Source organism: Sphingorhabdus sp. (assembly GCF_044239005.1).
GTDB lineage: Bacteria > Pseudomonadota > Alphaproteobacteria > Sphingomonadales > Sphingomonadaceae > Sphingorhabdus_B.
In genome coordinates, this window is the sequence record NZ_JBIICH010000030.1 from 1 (window position 1) to 18,816 (window position 18,816).

At 57.1% G+C, this 18,816-nt stretch carries 20 protein-coding genes; 9 read left to right on the top strand and 11 right to left on the bottom strand.

What is annotated here, in order from left to right; all coding sequences use genetic code 11:
* The coding region (locus tag ACILQA_RS03970; protein ID WP_395628521.1) for a sterol desaturase family protein at positions 1–397 on the bottom strand (397 nt) is incomplete at its 3' end.
* Between the two features lie 414 nt (positions 398–811).
* Between ACILQA_RS03970 and ACILQA_RS03975 the strand changes: the two genes are divergently transcribed.
* The 5 genes from ACILQA_RS03975 to ACILQA_RS03995 all read left to right on the top strand — a co-directional run bounded on the left by ACILQA_RS03975 (position 812) and on the right by ACILQA_RS03995 (position 5,526).
* A complete protein-coding gene (locus ACILQA_RS03975) occupies positions 812–2,101 on the top strand; it encodes a hypothetical protein (RefSeq protein ID WP_395628522.1) in 1,290 nt (429 codons plus the stop codon).
* Positions 2,102–2,191: 90 nt separating this feature from the next.
* A complete protein-coding gene (locus ACILQA_RS03980) occupies positions 2,192–2,533 on the top strand; it encodes a hypothetical protein (RefSeq protein ID WP_395628523.1) in 342 nt (113 codons plus the stop codon).
* A 483-nt stretch (positions 2,534–3,016) separates the two neighbouring features.
* The gene (locus tag ACILQA_RS03985; RefSeq protein ID WP_395628524.1) at positions 3,017–3,694 is read left to right on the top strand and encodes a hypothetical protein; all 678 of its coding nucleotides are present in this window, start codon (positions 3,017–3,019) and stop codon (positions 3,692–3,694) included.
* A gap of 81 nt (positions 3,695–3,775) precedes the next feature.
* A complete protein-coding gene (locus ACILQA_RS03990) occupies positions 3,776–5,056 on the top strand; it encodes an SDR family oxidoreductase (RefSeq protein WP_395628525.1) in 1,281 nt (426 codons plus the stop codon).
* The gene (locus ACILQA_RS03995) at positions 5,056–5,526 is read left to right on the top strand and encodes a DUF2269 family protein (RefSeq protein WP_395628526.1); all 471 of its coding nucleotides are present in this window, start codon (positions 5,056–5,058) and stop codon (positions 5,524–5,526) included. Before ACILQA_RS03990 ends, ACILQA_RS03995 begins: the two co-directional genes overlap by 1 nt.
* 81 nt (positions 5,527–5,607) lie before the next feature.
* Here the strand turns inward: ACILQA_RS03995 and ACILQA_RS04000 are convergent, their stop codons facing one another.
* From ACILQA_RS04000 to guaA, 3 genes are read right to left on the bottom strand one after another with little or no spacing between them, the layout of a single operon-like run.
* Positions 5,608–5,817, bottom strand: coding sequence for a DUF2805 domain-containing protein (locus tag ACILQA_RS04000; protein WP_395628527.1), 210 nt, complete (start codon positions 5,815–5,817; stop codon positions 5,608–5,610).
* Positions 5,818–5,821: 4 nt separating this feature from the next.
* Complete coding sequence (locus ACILQA_RS04005) at positions 5,822–6,094, bottom strand: GNAT family N-acetyltransferase (protein WP_395628528.1); 273 nt, start codon at positions 6,092–6,094, stop codon at positions 5,822–5,824.
* A 13-nt stretch (positions 6,095–6,107) separates the two neighbouring features.
* The gene (gene guaA, locus ACILQA_RS04010; protein WP_324478616.1) at positions 6,108–7,682 is read right to left on the bottom strand and encodes a glutamine-hydrolyzing GMP synthase; all 1,575 of its coding nucleotides are present in this window, start codon (positions 7,680–7,682) and stop codon (positions 6,108–6,110) included.
* A gap of 93 nt (positions 7,683–7,775) precedes the next feature.
* Here guaA and ACILQA_RS04015 point away from each other — a divergent pair, with 93 nt between their 5' ends.
* A complete protein-coding gene (locus ACILQA_RS04015; RefSeq protein WP_395628529.1) occupies positions 7,776–8,300 on the top strand; it encodes a TetR/AcrR family transcriptional regulator in 525 nt (174 codons plus the stop codon).
* On the opposite strand, the gene ACILQA_RS04020 is transcribed toward ACILQA_RS04015, so the two are convergent.
* The 7 genes from ACILQA_RS04020 to tgt all read right to left on the bottom strand — a co-directional run bounded on the left by ACILQA_RS04020 (position 8,297) and on the right by tgt (position 15,510).
* Entirely contained in the window at positions 8,297–8,647 is a 351-nt protein-coding gene (locus ACILQA_RS04020; RefSeq protein ID WP_395628530.1) for a hypothetical protein, read from the bottom strand. The two genes, ACILQA_RS04015 and ACILQA_RS04020, sit on opposite strands and share 4 nt — an antisense overlap.
* 64 nt (positions 8,648–8,711) lie before the next feature.
* Positions 8,712–9,485 (bottom strand): exodeoxyribonuclease III, encoded by a 774-nt coding sequence (xth, locus tag ACILQA_RS04025; RefSeq protein ID WP_395628531.1) that lies wholly within the window; start codon positions 9,483–9,485, stop codon positions 8,712–8,714.
* Between the two features lie 32 nt (positions 9,486–9,517).
* Positions 9,518–9,853 (bottom strand): HesB/IscA family protein, encoded by a 336-nt coding sequence (locus tag ACILQA_RS04030; protein ID WP_395628532.1) that lies wholly within the window; start codon positions 9,851–9,853, stop codon positions 9,518–9,520.
* A gap of 110 nt (positions 9,854–9,963) precedes the next feature.
* The gene (locus tag ACILQA_RS04035) at positions 9,964–10,695 is read right to left on the bottom strand and encodes a M23 family metallopeptidase (RefSeq protein ID WP_395628533.1); all 732 of its coding nucleotides are present in this window, start codon (positions 10,693–10,695) and stop codon (positions 9,964–9,966) included.
* Positions 10,696–11,206: 511 nt separating this feature from the next.
* A complete protein-coding gene (locus ACILQA_RS04040; protein WP_395628534.1) occupies positions 11,207–11,668 on the bottom strand; it encodes a peroxiredoxin in 462 nt (153 codons plus the stop codon).
* Positions 11,669–11,681: 13 nt separating this feature from the next.
* Positions 11,682–14,366 carry a bifunctional [glutamine synthetase] adenylyltransferase/[glutamine synthetase]-adenylyl-L-tyrosine phosphorylase gene (locus tag ACILQA_RS04045; RefSeq protein ID WP_395628535.1) on the bottom strand — a complete coding sequence of 895 codons (2,685 nt, stop codon included), beginning with the start codon at positions 14,364–14,366 and terminating at the stop codon, positions 11,682–11,684.
* 4 nt (positions 14,367–14,370) lie between these two features.
* A complete protein-coding gene (gene tgt, locus ACILQA_RS04050) occupies positions 14,371–15,510 on the bottom strand; it encodes a tRNA guanosine(34) transglycosylase Tgt (RefSeq protein WP_395628536.1) in 1,140 nt (379 codons plus the stop codon).
* A 396-nt stretch (positions 15,511–15,906) separates the two neighbouring features.
* Between tgt and tldD the strand changes: the two genes are divergently transcribed.
* From tldD to ACILQA_RS04065, 3 genes are all read left to right on the top strand, one after another.
* On the top strand, positions 15,907–17,334 hold the full coding sequence (gene tldD / locus ACILQA_RS04055; RefSeq protein ID WP_395628537.1) for a metalloprotease TldD: 1,428 nt from the start codon (positions 15,907–15,909) through the stop codon (positions 17,332–17,334).
* Between the two features lie 57 nt (positions 17,335–17,391).
* Positions 17,392–18,096: an endonuclease/exonuclease/phosphatase family protein gene (locus ACILQA_RS04060; protein ID WP_395628538.1), complete on the top strand. Its 705-nt coding sequence runs from the start codon at positions 17,392–17,394 to the stop codon at positions 18,094–18,096.
* Positions 18,097–18,268: 172 nt separating this feature from the next.
* On the top strand, positions 18,269–18,607 hold the full coding sequence (locus ACILQA_RS04065; RefSeq protein WP_333570320.1) for a P-II family nitrogen regulator: 339 nt from the start codon (positions 18,269–18,271) through the stop codon (positions 18,605–18,607).
* The last annotated feature ends 209 nt before the right edge of the window (positions 18,608–18,816 follow it).

Here is an 18,816-nt window from a genome sequence, read left to right on the forward strand (position 1 = left end):
CGTAATAAAAAATGTTGTTCCGGTAGACCAACCGGATGCTCATATAGCGGGCGTTGTGGTGCGCACGGTGCATATTGTAGAGCCACGCGAAGCTATGCGATGCACGGTGCTGCCAATATTGCATCATGTCATCCAGGATCAGGAACAACCCGATCGCCACGAATATATTGATACCCGACAACATCCCACGCCATTCGGGACGCAGCGCGCCGAGCGCATAGTCGACAAACATCAAAATGGCGGGCTGGGTGAAAACCAACAATAAAACGGTGCTGATAACTTCAACAATGCCGTCGTCGCGGGTTTGCTCATTCTTCGAAAAAAGGCGGGTGCGAAACAATTCAAGCAGGCCAAAGGCCAGATAAATGGCCATAACCACATAGGTTGAAGTAGGCATTTCGGTCGTGCTTTCTTGGAATGATTACGCTCTAGGCCCAGTACCCATGCACGGACGCAGAAGGCAATAACAACAGCGATGCGGATGACGAACAAAAAGGCATCATGCACGCTAACATAGGTTTTGGACGACCCACAAGGGCGCAGATCAATTTGGTTGCCGCAAGAGGGTGACGTTCGACATGGATTTCTTTCGGGCGCGCTTTTGTGGGGTGGTGAAGGTTCGTTACATATTTCTTAAACATTTTGAATGACAAGATTTCGCATGATCATCAAAAACCCCAACGTTATGGCTGTTGATGGGCCCATTATATCAGTATCCTGTTACTGAAATGGCGCATTACGACTTGCATCATGGCCTCATTGCAAATCCAAAAACTTGGAATCATTTTAATGTAGAGATGAGGAGATAAACATGAGTCGTTTTTCTGCCATTTGGGTATCAGCCGCATTTTTTTTGCCCGTAACTATGGTATCTGCGGAGAAACCCGCGGATAAAGAAATTGTCGTCACTGGGGCGTCGCTGGCGGATACAGAACGAACGCTAAAAAATTGCTTGGCGGGTAATTGTTCACCTGATGCAGATGTCCGCGCGGCAATTGCACATGCAGAAAACCAGTTTGTTGCCGGTGAATATCGGGACGCCAAAACGACGTTGAAAAAAGCAATCGGCCGCAATGGGAAATATCGAAATCAATTCCCGGTAGAGCTTTCCTATCTATATCGAGCGTCAAGCCGCATTGCCGAGCATCTCGGCGAGACTGACGAGTACCGGCTGCGCTTGCTGGATATGCGTGACACGCTTCGGTCAAACTTCCCCGCTGACGATGCCAGAGTTCTCTCTGCCCAACTAGAGATCGCGGACAGTCGCGTTAAGCTTGGTTATCCAGACAATGCACTGGACATTTATGCAGATGTTGAAAAGGCCGCAATCGCGGCAGGGCAAAACCAGATTGCAACCCTCGCCAAGCTTCGCGCGAATTTGTTGATTTATGCCATTGGCGAAAACGAACGGTATCAGCCCGATATGAAGCGCGCGCGTGCCGCGCTTGCCGAAATGGTCAAGCGGCCGCTGCCCGGGTCTGATGACTTTTCACTCATCGCCGAAGTCGCATTGGCGCGTATTGATCGGCGGGAGGGTCGCGGTGACTCAACCGATGCCATTATGCGCCGGGTGTTATCGCGCGGTGTTGATCGGCCAATTTTACTGTCTGCCGACCCCATTGATGTGCCGAAGAGCGCTTATGGTGAAAGAACGAATAGTGGGCAGTCCTTATTGTTGAATGTTGGCCCAAGAAGAATTGAAGGGGAATCGATGCCAGCTCCTCAAAATGTGCTGACGCAAATTCCTCGAAATTTTGAAGGCCGTTGGATGGATGTCGGATTCTGGGTTGCCGCAGATGGTCGCGTAGATGATGTCGAAGTACTTCGCACTGAAGGCTCCGGTGACTGGACGAAGATCGTCATCAACTCTATTCAATCACGCCAATATGCGCCAATTCGTAACAAGGACGGGGCGACACATCCGGGATTTTATATGATCGAGCGCTACACCTATACAGCACGATATATGGAAGACATCACGGGATCACGAATACCGCGCCGGTCAACTCAGGCGAGAATCGAACGGCTTGATCTAACGCCCGAAAATTTTGATCAGCCATTTGCCAACAGGCCAAAGACGAACCATCAAACAGCCAGCTAACTGCGATCGCCGAAAAAGCGGACTGGCAGGTTGCGACGACATTGCGGGCGGAGCCAGAGAAAGCTAAACACAGCGGAGGGAGACTGGACAATGGCGCTAGTTACAATCGGGTCTGCTTTCGCTGCCGTGATGATATGGCTTGCGCTTCGCGCCAATACTCGATTTTCCTGTGAGCAACGCTTACCCATGCAATGGTGGCTCAACGGGGAAGTTACTTGGTATGCGCCACGTCGTATAGCATTGGCCTTCATTCCAACGTTAGCAATCATTGTCTTTGCTTTATACGTTGCACTTAGCCTCACAACAAAACCCAGAGCTGGTGATGAGCAACTCGTCATACCGGCTATGTTCTTTATGGGTTTTCTGTTTTTGGGCATTCAGTGGCTTCACCTATATTTGGTGAGAAGAACACTGGATCGGAATGGCGGCTAACACTGCCACCGCCCACACACACCGTCACCCACACACTCCGCCGCCGCCCCCTCCGTCACCCTGAACTTGTTTCAGGGTCTTACTTTTGCATGCACCGTCCAGAATTAAGACCCTGAAACAAGTTCAGGGTGACGAGGAGGGGTGCAACATGGCCCACCGCGCCACGTCCTGACCTACCCCGAACCCCGGCCAGATAGGAACGCAGCCACGGCAATCGCCCTGACCGCATGGATGTCACTTATAATGCTCCCGCCGGTCGCCGAAATCACGCACGCGTTTGCGCCATGCACGGACGCAGAAGGCAATGACAACAGCGATGCGGATGACGAACAAAAAGGCATCATGCACGCTAACATAGGTTTTGGACGACCCACAAGGGCGCAGATCAATTTGGCTACCGCAAGAGGGCGATGTTCGACATGGATTTCTTTCGGGGGCGCCGTGTTGGGGTCGTGAAGGTTCGTTACATATTTCTTAAACATTTTGAATGACAAGATTTCGCATGATCATCAAAAAGTTGCCTTTTGGAAAACAACAATAATTGCATCGCTCGTATTTGCTCGGAAGCATCCCGACCATGGGCCATATTTTGGCAACTTCGAATGGCGGACAACGCACAATAGAATGGAGGCAAGAGTGAGGAGATACGGTATTTTTGCAGGTATAATTGCATCCTGTTTTTTCACCACCGCAGCAAGCAGCGCGCCTATGACCTATGGCTGTGATACTCCTGCTGATCGATATTCCGCCATCGAACAAAACGTAGAATTGAAAAGCTTCTTCATCAAAACGAACATTCAGCCGAATGAATTTCGCAAAGGAAAGTACGCGCCACTTGCACAAATTTTTCTTGAAAGCATGGACGAAAAGAGCCGCTGGGCTTTGCAGGTTGTTGCGCCCGACCACAAGTCCAAGACTGCGTTAGTGTCTTTGAAAATGACAGTGGATGGAAAGACGGACGAACCTTTTTTTATTGGTTATGTAAATATCGGACAGCGGCTTCCGATCGCGATGTCCGTGACGGACGGCCATAAGATCAGTTTTACAATCGGCGAATTGGAAGGCCACCCCGAGCTGAAATTAGGTAACCAGGCAAAGCTCAATATCATTTGCTCTACCGGCGATTTTGTATTTTCCGATTTGGAATGGGGTAGCAAATAGCGGTACAGAGCGGGCTTTTTCGATGACAGCCGACCTTTGTTCATGCGTCGCTAAATGCTGCCCTATCTCCATGGGGATTACATGCGGATTTTAGTTCTTGGTGCAGGCGGTTTCATCGGGCGCCAAATTGTCGGCACCTTACTGGATGCCGGTCACAGAGTGGTGGGAACAGTGCGTTCGACCGACGCTCTCTCGGCGGCATTTCCGAAGGCTAAATTTATCGCCATCGATTTGGCCAAGGCGCTGAGTGCCAAGGACTGGCAATGCCATCTTGCCGATGTGGATGTCATCGTGAACGCAGCGGGCGTGCTGCGAGGGAGGGATATGGATGCGATCCACTTCGCTATGCCAAAGGCGCTCCATACTGCCGCAAAAGCCGCTTCCGTCAGGCGAGTGGTGCTGATCTCAGCGATCAGCGCACGCAGCGATGTTAGTACCGATTATTCGCAGTCGAAGCTCGCGGGGGAAGCTGAATTACGCTCATCAGGGCTGGATTGGATCATTTTACGGCCATCACTGGTCTATGGCGATGGTAGCTATGGAGGCACGTCGCTGATGCGCGGATTGGCGGGAATGCCGCTGTTTGTGCCTTTGCCTGGGGACGGCGAATTTGCTTTCAATCCAATCCATGTGCAGGACTTAGCCCGTTCCGTACGCATTGTATGCGAAGAGGACTTTGTGCCGTGCAAAGTGTTGGAACCGGTTGGGCCAGAGACGCTGACCGTTAAGGAGTTGCTTGCGCGCTATCGGGCTTGGATGGGTTTTGGCAGTGCACGGTTCCTCCGAATTCCAGTTCCAGTTATGCGGTTTTTTGGCCGGATCGGCGATTTAACTGGCGATGGTCCGATCGCCACTAACAGTCTCGTTCAAATGATAGCTGGAAATACGGGTGACAGCGAAGCCTTTGTCAGGATGATCGGCTTTGCGCCGCGCAGTCTCGAGGTGGCATTACAGGAACGTCCAGCACAAGTGCAGGACCGCTGGCATGCTCGCTTGTTTTTTCTGGCGCCATTACTTCAGGCGGTATTGGTCTTCATGTGGCTGATGTCGGCTTTGGTCGGCCTGAGTCATGGCGGGGGGCAAACAGACGCGTTAGTGGACAGGCTCGGATTGCCCCAAGGCTTGGCTGACCCACTTCGTATTGGCAGTTGCGCGCTCGACATCCTAGTCGCTGCCACTTTGGTATTCGACCGTTCGGCGGTCCGCTCCGCCCTGTTGCAGCTTGTAGTCGTGCTCGGCTACACCTTGGTCATCGGCTTTGCACTGCCCGAGCTATGGTTTGACCCACTAGGTTCACTGCTGAAAAACATCCCTATCATGGTAGCAATTGCCATTTATGGGATCATCGGAGACAAGCGCTAATGTATCCTTTCCTCTTCGTGAAATGGCTTCATATTGTCAGTAGTACAGTCCTTTTCGGGTTTGGCGCGGGCACCGCATGGTACTTCTGGAACGCCCACCTGACTGGCAATCCCGCACTGATTGCTCGCGTAGGCCGAATGGTGGTGAAGGCGGATTGGATATTCACTGGCACGAGCGGAGTTGTCCAGCCCCTAACCGGATTGATGCTGGTCCACTTCCTCGGCTACTCGCTATTTGAGCCTTGGTTGATTGCCACGTACGGCCTTTACCTAGTGACGTTCGCGTGCTGGATCCCAGTGGTCTGGCTGCAAATTAGGGCGACCCGGCTTGCAGAAGCTTCGTTGATCAGTGGCGTGCCACTCGGCACCGATTACCGCAGAACGATGCACATGTGGTTCGCCTTGGGCTGGCCGGCATTCCTGAGCCTTATGGGCGTGTTTTGGCTTATGATTGCAAAACCGACTCTTTGATAGAGTAAGCTGCCAGCACTTGGATGGATAGGAGGTCCGCTTTCGCAACCAGCCACGGCAATCGCCCGCGCCACATGGCTGTCACTTATAATGTTCGCGCCGGTCGCCGAAATCGCGCACGCGTTTGCGCCATGCGCGGTAGCTGCCGGGCTTAAGCTGCGTGCGCATAATTGCCTTTATCTCGTCGGGTGTAACGCCATGCTGCGCCGAAATCTGTGTGAAGCTGATATGGTCGGATAACGCCATTTCGACGATTTCGCTGAGCGCGGCGGGGGATAAGTCTGACGTCATGCGTTCAGACCCCGAACAGATTCTGCCAGCGCGGGTCCGACTTTGCGACCTTTACCAGAAACGAACAGGTCGGCCGCGCTTTGACGTCCATGGCTTCGATCTGTTCGAACACGCCCTTGGCCAGCCGCGCCCCCGCGCCCGTCCCGCGCAGGGCGGATGGCACTTCGGCGTGCGGCAATATCATGACATCTCCGTCCCAGCGGATGGTGACATAAGCATCGCCCGCCTCCGTCGGCATGTTGAACCGGTTGCGTTCGGGTTCGTAGGTGATGGTCATGGCTGTTTCAGCCTTATTCCCACTCAATGGTTCCCGGTGGCTTTGATGTATAATCATAGACCACGCGGTTGATGCCTTTGACTTCGTTGATGATGCGCGTCGACACACGGCTGAGGAAGGCGCTTTCAAACGGGTAGATGTCGGCGGTCATGCCGTCGGTCGACGTCACCGCGCGCAAGGCGCAGACATTGTCATAGGTGCGGCCATCGCCCATCACGCCGACGGTGCGGACGGGCAGCAGCACGGCAAAGGCCTGCCAGATCGCGTCATACAGCCCTGCGTTACGGATTTCTTCGAGATAGACGGCGTCCGCCTTGCGCAACACGTCGCACCGTTCCTTGGTCACTTCGCCCGGAATGCGGATGGCGAGGCCGGGGCCGGGGAAGGGGTGGCGGCCGACAAATTGGTCATTCAGGCCCAATTCGCGGCCCAAGGCGCGCACTTCATCCTTGAACAGTTCGCGCAAGGGTTCGACCAGTTGCATGTTCATCCGCGCGGGCAGGCCGCCGACATTATGGTGGCTTTTGATCGTGACCGAAGGCCCGCCGGTGAAGCTGACGCTTTCGATCACGTCGGGGTAGAGCGTGCCTTGCGCCAGGAAATCAGCGCCGCCGATTTTTTTGGCTTCTTCTTCAAACACGTTGATGAATTCGCCGCCGATGAATTTGCGTTTCTTTTCGGGGTCGGTGACGCCCGCGAGGCCAGCCATGAAGCGTTCTTCGGCGTCCACCACGACGAGCGGGATGTTATAATGGTCGCGGAACAAGGTTTCGACCTGTTCGCGTTCATTCATGCGCAGCAGGCCATGGTCGACAAAGACGCAGGTGAGTTGCGCGCCGATCGCTTCGTGAATGAGGATCGCCGCAACCGAGCTGTCGACACCGCCCGAAAGCCCGCAAATGACGCGGCCTGACCCTACTTGCGCGCGGATTTCGGCAATCTTCGTCGCGCGGAATTCCGCCATCGTCCAATCGCCGGCAAGACCGCAGATTTTGTGCACGAAGTTGGAGATCAATTTCGCGCCATCGGGGGTGTGCACGACTTCGGGGTGGAATTGGATGCCATAATATTGCCGCGCTTCGTCGGCGATAAAAGCAAAAGGCGCGCCGTCGCTGGTGGCGACAACTTCAAAGCCGGGGGCAAGGCTGGTGACCTTGTCGCCATGGCTCATCCACACCTGATGCTTGTCGCCCGTCGCCCATAATCCGTCAAACAATGCGCAGGGTTTTTCGACCTCAATAAACGCACGGCCAAATTCGCCGCCGTCGCCTTCGCTCACATGGCCGCCCAGCTGCATCATCATGGTTTGTTGGCCATAGCAGATGCCAAGGATAGGGAGCCCGCTGTCAAAAACACATTGCGGTGCGCGCGGCGAATCGGCTTTGGTCGTCGATGCGGGGCCACCCGACAAGATGATGCCCTTGGGCTTCATACGTGCAAATGCGGCTTCGGCGGAATTGAATGGCGCAATCTCCGAATAGACCCCGGCCTCGCGCACGCGGCGCGCAATCAATTGAGTCACTTGTGACCCGAAATCGATGATCAGGATAGAATCGGAAGGGTGGGCGTGTGTTTTGGATTCAGGCATGGCCAGCCGATAGTGATTGCCGCCGCCGCTGTCCAGTTACCCCGGTGACTTTGCCCTTTGCCCTGACGTGTTTGGGTGCGCTATAGCGTTGGCGTGATAAAGCCTGACACCAAACGCGCAGATATCGTCGAGCGATTGACCGCTTATGTCCTTGCGCAAGGGCTTTCGGCGTCGAGCCTGCGTCCGTTGGCCAAGGCGGCGGGCACCAGCGACCGGATGCTGCTTTATTATTTTAAGGATAAGGCGGAAATCATCACCGCGGTGTTGGAACAGATTTCGGCGCAGCTGGTGGAGATGATCAGCGCGCACACCGCCGCAGAGCCGCTGCCCGTGGATGCGCTGCGCCGCAAATTGGCGGGTATCGTTTTTGAAGATGCGCTGTGGCCCTATATGCGGATCTGGCTTGATGTCGCGGCACGCGCGGCGATGGGCGACCCGTTTTACCGCGCGGTGGGCGAACAGATTGGCCGCGGATTTCTGGAATGGGGCAAGGCGCAGCTGCAATCGGACAGCGAAGCGCAGCGCGACATTGATGCCGCGCGGCTTCTGGTCAGCATCGAAGGGATGCTGTTCCTGAAAAGCATCGGCCTTGACGATATAAACGCCAAGGCCGTTTAGCGCGCGCGTGCTGCCCGATTTGGTCCAAGCAACATGGCGGCAACGTCACCCTTCGTCCGATAGCTGTGCACGAGCAGATATGCGGCCAAAAATGGCGCGCCAAGGTTAAAGGCCACAAATCCGAGAACGAGCCCGGCCACGGTAAATTCGTGACGCCATGCGACCCAGAATCCGGAAAACATTAGAAAGAATAAAAAGTCGAGATTGAACTGCCCGGGCCACGCCATCTCCGCAATGTCACCGAAAAATATTGGATAGAGCCCCATGCCATGGTTGGCGATGGTGACGCTGGTATAGGCGCCGACGATGGCAATGACGGCAACGAGGAAAAGGCGAAACAATGTCATGACACACTCCCCATAAATATTGGGAGCCTGATACCAAAACGTAGCGACTGCTACAATATCTATTTTAGTCGGTCAGCTCCACCCAAGTCGGCGCGTGGTCGCTGGCCTTTTCACGGCCGCGATGGTCCTTATCCACGCCGCAGGATGCCAGGCGGTCGGCGACAACGGGGCTGAGCAAAAGATGGTCGATGCGAAAGCCATGGTCGCGTTGCCATGCGCCGGCCTGAAAATCCCAAAATGTCCAAATCCCGCCTTGCGGATAATGCGTCGCCAGCGCGTCGGTCCAGCCTTGGCCCAATAAAGCGCGATAGGCCGCGATGCTTTCGGGTTGGCGCAAGGCATCGTCCAACATTGCGGCTGGCGCCCAGATATCATGCGTGTGCGGAATAACATTATAGTCGCCGGCCAGAACCGCGGGGATCTCCGCCGCCAATAATTCGGCGGCGCGGTCGTACAAGCGTTTCATCCACGCAAGCTTATAGTCGAATTTCGGCCCGGGCAGCGGATTGCCATTGGGCAAATAAATGCTCGCAAAGCGTATGCCGAAAACATCCGCCTCCAGATAACGGGCATGTTCGTCTTCAGGGTCGCCGGGCAAGGTGCGCTGTGCTTCGACAGGCTGCGTGCCCTTGGCGAGGATGGCAACGCCGTTGAACGATTTTTGCCCATGCCAGATCGCGCCATAGCCCGCGCGTTCGAATTCTTCGACCGGAAAGCCCTCGTCCTGCGACTTGACCTCTTGCAGGCAGGCAATGTCGGGTTGGGTTTCTTCCAGCCATTCGAGCAGGCGGGGAAGGCGCGCTTTGACGCCGTTGATGTTGTAAGTCGCAATACGCATGCCCGCGACCCTAGCCGCGCATGGCTATTGCATCAAACCGAAAAGCTGGAGCCGCAGCCACAACCGGCCTGCGCTTGCGGATTGGTCACCTTGAAGCTTTTGCCGCCAAGCGATTCGACGAAATCGACCGCAGAGCCGCGCACCAGATCAAGGCTGACGGGATCGACGACCAAAGATGCGCCTTCGCCTTGCGCGGTGATGTCATCCGCCTCAACGCTGTCGGCGAGGCCGAAACGATATTGAAAGCCCGAACAGCCGCCACCTTCCACCGACAACCGCAGCACCGGATCTTTTCCAAGCTTGGTTGCAATCTCGGCCACGCGGCGCGCGGCATTGGCGGTCATGGAGATGACTTCAGTTTCGCTCATATCGGATATGTAGGCCATGCAGCAGTTAAAGAAAAGGGGCGGCGCAGTATCCCGCGCCAGCCCCCAAGATTACACCCTCTCCCAAAGGTGATGCGTTTTGGCCTGTCTGCTTACTCGCCGTCAGCAGGGCCACCGATGGCAGTGCTATCAACAGTTTTTGCAGCGAGCAACATTTTTGCGCCGTTTGCGTCAAATTTCTCTGGCGACAGAAATGCGGTTGGGTTGATCGCTTCACCGGCAATGCGGACTTCATAATGCAGGTGGCTTCCGGTCGAGCGGCCAGTTGAGCCCATATAGCCCAGAATGTCGCCCTTGCGGATGCGCTGACCTGGCGTAACATTCATCGCCGACAAATGGCCGTAACGTGTCTGCACCGCGTTGCCGTGGTTGATTTCGACCAATTTACCATAACCGCCAACCCATTCAGCGCGGCCGATGAAGCCATCTGCTGTTGCGTAAATCGGTGTGCCGATGGCGCCGGGAATATCGATGCCCTTGTGGTTGCGGCTGGCACCACGCGTCGGTGCGTTGCGATAACCAAAGCCACTGGAGAATTTCATGATGTCCACTGGGTTGATCGATGGAACGGCAACTGCAACCTTGGTTGCGGTGCCGTTGATGATGCCCCAGCTGTCGTTCAACGCGCGGAATTCAGGGTCCGACACGCCAAGCGCGCTTTGGTTCGCGCGCAAATCTTCTGGTGAAATACGGAAAGTGTCTGATGAGGCGGCGGCTGAGTTGGCGAACGATGGCGTTGCTGCTGTGAAAGCGGCGACCATTACCAAAGCAGATACAGCTTTAAGGATCAGTGATTGGCAGTTTGCCAAAGCGCTGGATACCATGTTGCGTATTACCTTATCATGCGACCCGCGCTTTTACGCAGTTCAGAAGTTTGACCAAGACAGAGGATCTGCCCAACCATTACGAAAATGGTGGTGTCCGATGGCTCAAACGAATGCAACATACCTGTCATAATCGCGGGACAAACCGCCGCTCAAACGCGTTGAGTCGTTGAATCGAGCGTTCAACGGGGCATTAAAATGGCGGTTTACCGACAATTTCCAAACTGGCTTGGGCAATATCTGGCGTTCGGAACAACGCGTCATACACCCGTTTGTTCCCGCCAAGACCCGCGAAATTTCGTGATTATTGGGGCGATTGACCGTCCGAACGGTCGCCGAATCGGTTGGCGCTTCGATTCGTCCGTTGGTCGCAAGCTGCCCGCCCCAACAAACCGCAGCCCTGAGCAGCAGACGCGTAGCGTCTGCGACCGTCGAAGGGCGGTAGGCGTGCGAACGGGAACCGCCCTTCGACAGGCTCAGGGCTTCGGTTTTGTAATAGGATTCGCGTGGTTCAGCCGATCGCTTTCGCCGCGGCGAGAACCTCGGCGGCGTGGTCCTTGACCTTCACCTTGCGCCAGACCTGCGCAACCTTGCCGTCTTTGCCGACCAGATAGGTTGACCGGTCAATGCCCATATAGCTTTTGCCGTACATCGATTTTTCGACCCACGCGCCCATTTGCTCGGTGGCATCGCTGGCTTCGTCCGACAGCAACGTGACGTTAAGTTCATATTTCGCCGCAAATTTGGCAAGCTTGGCGGGCTTGTCCTTGGACATGCCGTAGACGGGGCAATGGATCGCGGCGAAATCAGCCGACAATGCGGTGAAATCCTTGGCCTCATTCGTGCAGCCGGGTGTATCGGCCTTGGGGTAGAAATAGAGCACCAGCGGGCCTTTCAGCGCCGCCAGATTGACCGCATCGCCTGCGCTATCCGCAACGGTGACGTCGGGCAGGGTGTCGTTGATATCGGTCATGTTGGGTTCCTTTTCAAAAATCGCGTGGTCCAAATAGCCGCTGCCATTCGTGCATGACAACCCCGCGATAATCCCTAATCGCGGCCATCAAGCCATCCCAATCGGCAAAGCCAAGGCTGTCGGCAATCAACGCCTGCGCCGCCAATGGCGGGGTGGCGCAATCGGGCGCGACGAGGCGTACCATGACCAACAGGCGCGCGAACAACGCATAGGCCGTGGCAAAGTCTGCGGGCAGATGTCCGGCTTCCACCAGCGCATCAATTGCGGGGCCAAGCTGCGGCACCAAACCGGCATGTGTTTCCAACTGGAGCCGGTGGATGATAAACTCCATATCGACCAAGCCGCCGGGCAACAGCTTCACATCCAGTTCGCCCTTGGGCGGCTTATGCGCGGCCATATCCTTGCGCATGCTGGCGATGTCCGTCCGCAGTTTTTCGGGGTCGCGTTGGCCATGCAACACATCCGCGACAATCGCATCCACCTGCGCCCGCGCATCGGCCGAGCCAAACAGCACGCGCGCCCGTGTCAGTGCCATATGCTCCCACGTCCACGCATTTTCGCGCTGATATTGGTCAAAGCTTTTCACCGACGCGCAGAGCAACCCGTCGGCGCCCGATGGCCGAAGTCGTGTGTCGACCTCATATAAAGCGCCCGATGCGGTGGGCACCGACATTGCGGCAATCACGCGCTGCGCCAGCCGGTTGAAATATTGCGTCGCCCCCAGTGGCCGCGGCCCATCGGATTCGGCGAGATTATTGCCCGTGAACAGCAATATCAGATCAAGGTCCGACGCATGCGTCAGCGCCTCTCCGCCCAATCGGCCCAATGCCAAAATGACCAGCTCGCCGCCGTCAATGCGGCCATGCGCTTTTTCAAATTCGGCCACCGTCGCGGCGGTGAGCGTCTGCAACGCGGCCTCCGCCAAATGGGCGTAGCTGCGCGCGATGTCGCTTGCGTCGCTTCGGCCCTCAATCAACTGTACGCCCAGCGCAAAGCGTTTTTCGCCGACATAATCGCGGACAATGTCGAGCATGGATTGATAATCGGCATCGCCAATCCGGCGCGCCATCGCGTCGTGCAAAGCGGCCATGTCGCCGGGCAAGTTCATCGCGCTCGTGTCAATCAACGCGTCCAGATAGCGGCTCTGCCGGCCAAGATCGTCGGCCAGCGTCGGCGCGTAGCTCAATATATTGGCGACCAATTGCAACAGCCCGGGCCGCGCCTCCAGCAAGCGGAAGACGTTGATGGCGCTGGGTATCGCCTCGATCATATTTTCAAACCGCGCGATGGCACGGTCGGAATCGGGGGCCAGCGCCAATGCTTTCATGATCGCGGGCAGCACGGCTTCGAACGCGTCGCGCGCCGATGCGCTGCGGATCGCGCGAATCTTGCCGCTGCGCCACCGGGCCATGCGCTGCATGATTGCGGCCGGGTCGGTATAGCCCAAATCGGTCAATTGTTCTTCAAGCGGCAGGCCTTCGTCGGCCATGCGCGGTCCTTCGCTGCCGCCTGCGTCCACCATCCGGTCGTAAATCGCCGCGACGTGTTCAGTGATCGGGCGGATCGCGGCAATCAACGCATCGGCGTCCGCCAGTCCATGCAAGCGCGCGACGGCATCGGCGGTTTCGCGGTTCTGCGGTATCTCGTGCGTTTGCCGGTCGCTGTGCATTTGCAGACGATGTTCAAATGTCCGCAATTGTTCATAGGCCGATGATAAGGTCTCCGCCTCTTGCGGGCTAATCGGCCCAGCCGCCGCCAGCCGCGTCAGCGCCTCGCGGGTGTCGGGCACGCGCAGCACAGGATCGCGTCCGCCATGGATCAGCTGATGCGCCTGCGCGAAAAATTCACATTCGCGGATCCCGCCATGGCCACGCTTCAGGTCGAACCCAAGGCCCATTTTCTGACCCTTGGCATAATGGTCGCGGATTTGCGCGGTCATGGCGGTGATGTTCTTCAATTGCCCGAAATCAAGCGACTTGCGCCAGATGAAGGGTTGAATGGCGTTCAGGAAATATGCCCCCAGCGCGCGGTCGCCGGCGCAGACCCGCGACCGGATAAACGCCGCTTGCTCCCACGCCAGCGCGCTTGATTCATAATAGCCGATGGCGGCTTCAACGGGCAAAGCGATCGGGCTGACCTCAGGCGATGGCCGCAGCCGCATGTCGACGCGAAAGACATATCCGTCGCCATCCAATGCGGACAACAGTTCGATGACGCGGCGGCCATAGCGCACGGCAGCCTCCGCCACATCGTCGCGTTCGCGGTGGGGCAGGGTTTTGGGATCGAACAGGAAAATCGGGTCAATGTCCGACGAATAATTCAGCTCGCGCCCGCCATGTTTGCCCAGCGCAATGACGGCAAAGCCTTGATTGGGCGCACCGGGCACGCGTTCTTCGATGGCGGCAGATATGGCTTGGTCGAGCGCATGGTCGGCAAAGTCGGAAAGGATGCCTGTGACGCGGCTGAGGTCCCAAACCCCTGCGAGGTCCGCAATCGCGGTGACCAGCGCGACGCCCTGCCGCTGTTGGCGCAAGGCGGTGCCGACATTGTCCGCCGTCCGGGCAAGCGATTGCGCCAGCGCCGCGTCAAATTCGCCCGCTGCGACCATCGCCATCAATTCGGGGTTGCGGTCCATCAGTCCGGCAAGAAACGGACTGTTGGCCTGTGCGCGTGCGATGGCTTGTGCGACGCGCGTCATCGCTTCAACCCTGATCTTTTCCGCGGACATAATCCCGTCGGAAATCGGACGCGAATGCCGCAAAGCGCCCTTGCGATATCGCCGCGCGCATTCCGGCCATCAGCATTTGGTAATAATGCAGATTATGCTGCGTCATCAGCATCGCGCCCAGTATCTCGCCCGACCGGATCAGGTGATGGACATAGGCACGGGTCCATGTTGCGCACACCGGACAGGTGCATTGGTCGTCAATCGGCCCTTGGTCTTCGGCAAATTTCGCATTGCGGATGTTGATCGGGCCATGATGCGTAAAGGCTTGGCCATTGCGGCCAGAGCGGGTGGGCAGGACGCAATCGAACATGTCGATGCCGCGTTCAACCGCGCCCACCAAATCGTCGGGTTTGCCCACACCCATCAGATAACGTGGCCGGTCGGCGGGCAATTGGTCCGGCGCATAATCGAGGCAGCCAAACATCGCCTCTTGCCCTTCACCCACCGCAAGGCCGCCCACGGCATAGCCATCAAAACCAATGTCGATCAAAGCATCGGCCGACCGCTTGCGCAATTCTTCGTCCAATGATCCTTGTTGAATGCCAAATAAGGCCGCGCGCGCGGCATGTTCGCCGCCGCTGTCGAACCCGTCGCGTGAACGCTTGGCCCAGCGCATCGATAGTTCCATCGACTTGATCGCTTCGTCGCGGCTCACGCCATTGGCGGGGCATTCGTCAAACGCCATGACAATGTCGGAGCCCAACAAGCGCTGGATTTCCATCGACCGTTCGGGCGACAGCATATGTTTCGACCCGTCGAGATGGCTTTGAAACGCCACGCCCTCTTCGGTGATTTTGCGCAAAGCCGACAGGCTCATCACCTGATACCCGCCGCTGTCGGTCAATATCGGGCGGTCCCAGCCCGAAAACTGGTGCAGCCCACCCAGCCGCGCGACACGTTCCGCGCCAGGCCGCAGCATCAGATGGTAGGTGTTGCCAAGGATGATGTCCGCGCCCGTTGCGCGCACTTCGGCAGGGCGCATCGCCTTTACCGTGGCGGCGGTGCCGACGGGCATGAAGGCAGGCGTGCGAATTTCGCCGCGCATCATCTGAATGCTGCCGGTGCGTGCCTTGCCATCAGTGGCGGAAATCGAAAACTGGAATCGCGTGGTCATGGGGCGGCTTTAGAGGCTGATAATTGATTTGTCATTGCTGCCTTCGCCAAACCTTTCGTCATCCTGAACTTGTTTCAGGATCTTACTTTAGTGTTGCAAGGAATTAAGACCCTGGAGCCGAAGGCGTGCAGCGCACAAACAAGTTCAGGGTGACGAACATGTGATGTTGGAATGCTGATGGGAAGGGCGGGGTCTCTGCATAAACCGAAGCCCTGAGCAGCGGGTGCGCAGCGCCTGCGACCGTCGAAGGGTGTCCAAAGTGCAGGCGCTGTGCCGATGGACGCCCTTCGACAGGCTCAGGGCTGCGGTGATGACGCAGGGCTGTCCACCCTGCGCTGCGGGACGAATATGCAAATTACCCTTTCAACCGCCGCCACACCGTCCCATATACGCAAAATGACTTACACCGATCCCCGCTCATATCTTTATCAACCCGGCCTTCTCGACCCTGACGCAGCGCAGCGTATCACGCGTGATGCGTTGAAGGCGTGCGATGATGGTGAGCTATATTTGCAATATAGCGCGACCGAGAGCTTTGGTTTTGACGATGGCCGGTTGAAAATGGCGGATTATTCGACGGGTTCGGGCTTTGGCCTGCGCGGTGTGTCGGGTGAGATGACCGGCTTCAGTCACGCCAATGACATGAGCGAGGCCGCGATTCGCCGGGCAGGGGAAACGTTGAAGCTGCTCGATCCTGCGAAGGAACAGCCCGCCCCGCCGCCGCGCCAGAACAACCGGCATTTATATACGGACGGCAATCCGCTCGAACTCGTGCCATTCGCGCAAAAGGTCGCTTTGTGCCAACAGATCGACGCCGCCGCCCGCGCCCGTGACCCACGCGTCGCGCAAGTGAGCGTCAGCCTTTCGGGCAGCTGGAGCGTCGTCGAAATCGTGCGCGCCGATGGCTTTGTCGCCACGGACGTTCGGCCTTTGGTGCGCCTCAATGTCTCCATCGTCGCGCAAGACGGCGACCGCCGCGAAACCGGCACTTATGGTTTTGGCGGGCGCTATTTGTACGACAAATTGTTCGAAGATCATGAATGGGAACATGCCATTGATGAAGCGTTGGCGCAGGCGCTGACCAACTTGCGTTCGGTCGCCGCACCCGCGGGCGAAATGACCGTGTTGCTTGGACCCGGCTGGCCCGGCGTATTGCTGCATGAAGCCGTCGGCCATGGTCTGGAAGGCGATTTTAACCGCAAGGGCAGCAGTGCCTTTTCCGGAAAGATTGGCCAGCGCGTTGCCGCGCCCGGTGTCACCGTTGTTGACGATGGCACCATGATGAACCGCCGTGGTTCGCTGTCGATTGATGATGAAGGCACGCCGACGCAGGAAAATGTCCTGATCGAAGACGGCATATTGCGCGCCTATATGCAGGACCGCATGAACGCCCGCCTGATGGGTGTTGCCCCCACCGGCAATGGCCGCCGCGAAAGCTACGCCCATGCACCCATGCCGCGCATGACCAACACATTCATGCGCAGCGGCAATGACGACCCCGCCGAACTGTTGAGCCGCGTCAAAAACGGCATCTTCGCCAAAAGCTTCGGCGGTGGGCAAGTTGACATCGTGTCGGGCAAATTCGTGTTCAGCTGTACCGAGGCCTATTTGGTCAAGGACGGCAAGCTTGGCGATCCGATCAAGGGCGCGACCTTGATCGGCGATGGCCCAACCGCGCTGAACAAGGTCATCGGCCTTGGCAACGACATGGCATTGGATGATGGCATCGGCGTATGCGGCAAGGGCGGGCAAAGCGTTCCGGCGGGCGTCGGCCAACCAACAACTTTGGTCAGTGCGCTTACGGTAGGCGGCACGGCGGGTTGATGGGCGGATATCTCGGTCAGCATTGCGAAATGGCCGAATGAACCGCATGACCCCGATATGAGCCACGCACTCAAGGTTGCGACCTATAATATTCGCAAGGCCATTGGCCTTGACCAACGGCGCAACCCCGAACGCATATTGGCGGTGCTCAAAGAAATCGACGCGGATATCATCGCGCTTCAGGAAGTCGATCGCCGGTTCGGCGCGCGTGTCAGTGCATTGCCGCTGGCGATGCTGGAGGCGGAGACATCGTGGATGCCCGTGCCGCTGGCTTTCCGTCCCGCCGCCATTGGCTGGCACGGCAATGCGATTTTGGTGCGCAAGGGCATGGAAGTGCGCCATTGCCAGCCGATTGATATGCCGACGCTTGAACCACGCGGCGCGGTGATGGCGGAACTGTCGGTTGCTGGCCATGCACTGCGCATCATTGGCGTGCACCTCGATTTATCCGGGCTGTGGCGGCGCAAGCAAATCCGCGCGTTGCTGGCGGCGATTGATGCCAGCCCGCGGCATATGCCCACTATTCTGATGGGTGATTTCAACCAATGGTCGGACAGTGGCGCATTGAACGAACTTGCGTTCCACCATCACCGGCTGGTGCAAACGCCCAAAAGCTTTCACACATCGCGCCCAGTCGCGCGATTGGACCGCATCATTGTCAGCCACGACGTGAAAGTCACCGCCGCCGATAGCCATATTTCACCGCTGTCCAAACAGGCGTCGGACCATCTGCCCTTATGGGCATCGATCCACATTGGTTGAATGCCTAATATTTAGGCAGAAATTATCCGCTGATTAAATTTTAGGCATTTCGCAAAGTGGCGGCGCTTATGTCGGCTGCCCCTATCGCCTGTAATCGCCGCATTTAGGTGCATTTCCCGTTTCTGGCACGACGTTTGCATATTGCACTGCACAACCAAAATTGGGGGCGTGCATGAAATATATTATTGCCATTATTAAGCCGCACAAGCTGGACCCGGTGCGCGAAGCGCTCACGGCGTTGGGCGTGTCGGGTATGACCGTGACTGAGGTCAAAGGCTTTGGCCGACAAAAAGGGCAGACCGAAATTTATCGCGGTGCCGAATATGCAACCAACATGGTGCCCAAGGTGAAAATCGAGGTCGCATGCGCGTCCGATCAGGCCCCTGCCGTGGTCGAGGCCATTCAGCAGGCCGCCGAAACAGGCGCCATTGGCGACGGCAAGATATTTGAATTCGAACTTGCCGGTGCCCTGCGCATCCGCACGGGCGACACCAACGAAACCGCGCTTTGACGCGATAATAGCAAGCTAGGGGAACCAGAAAATGTCCAAGACACTCAAGTTTCTAGGCGCGGCGGGGGCGACATTGTTCGCCGCTTTGCCCGCCTTCGCACAGGAGGCAGCCGAAAAAGCTGCTGATGGCGCGGCAGCGGTGGCGGTTGCCGTCGCCGACGGCCCGATTAAGGCACCGACCGTTGAACAAATGGCCGGCATGGTCGACA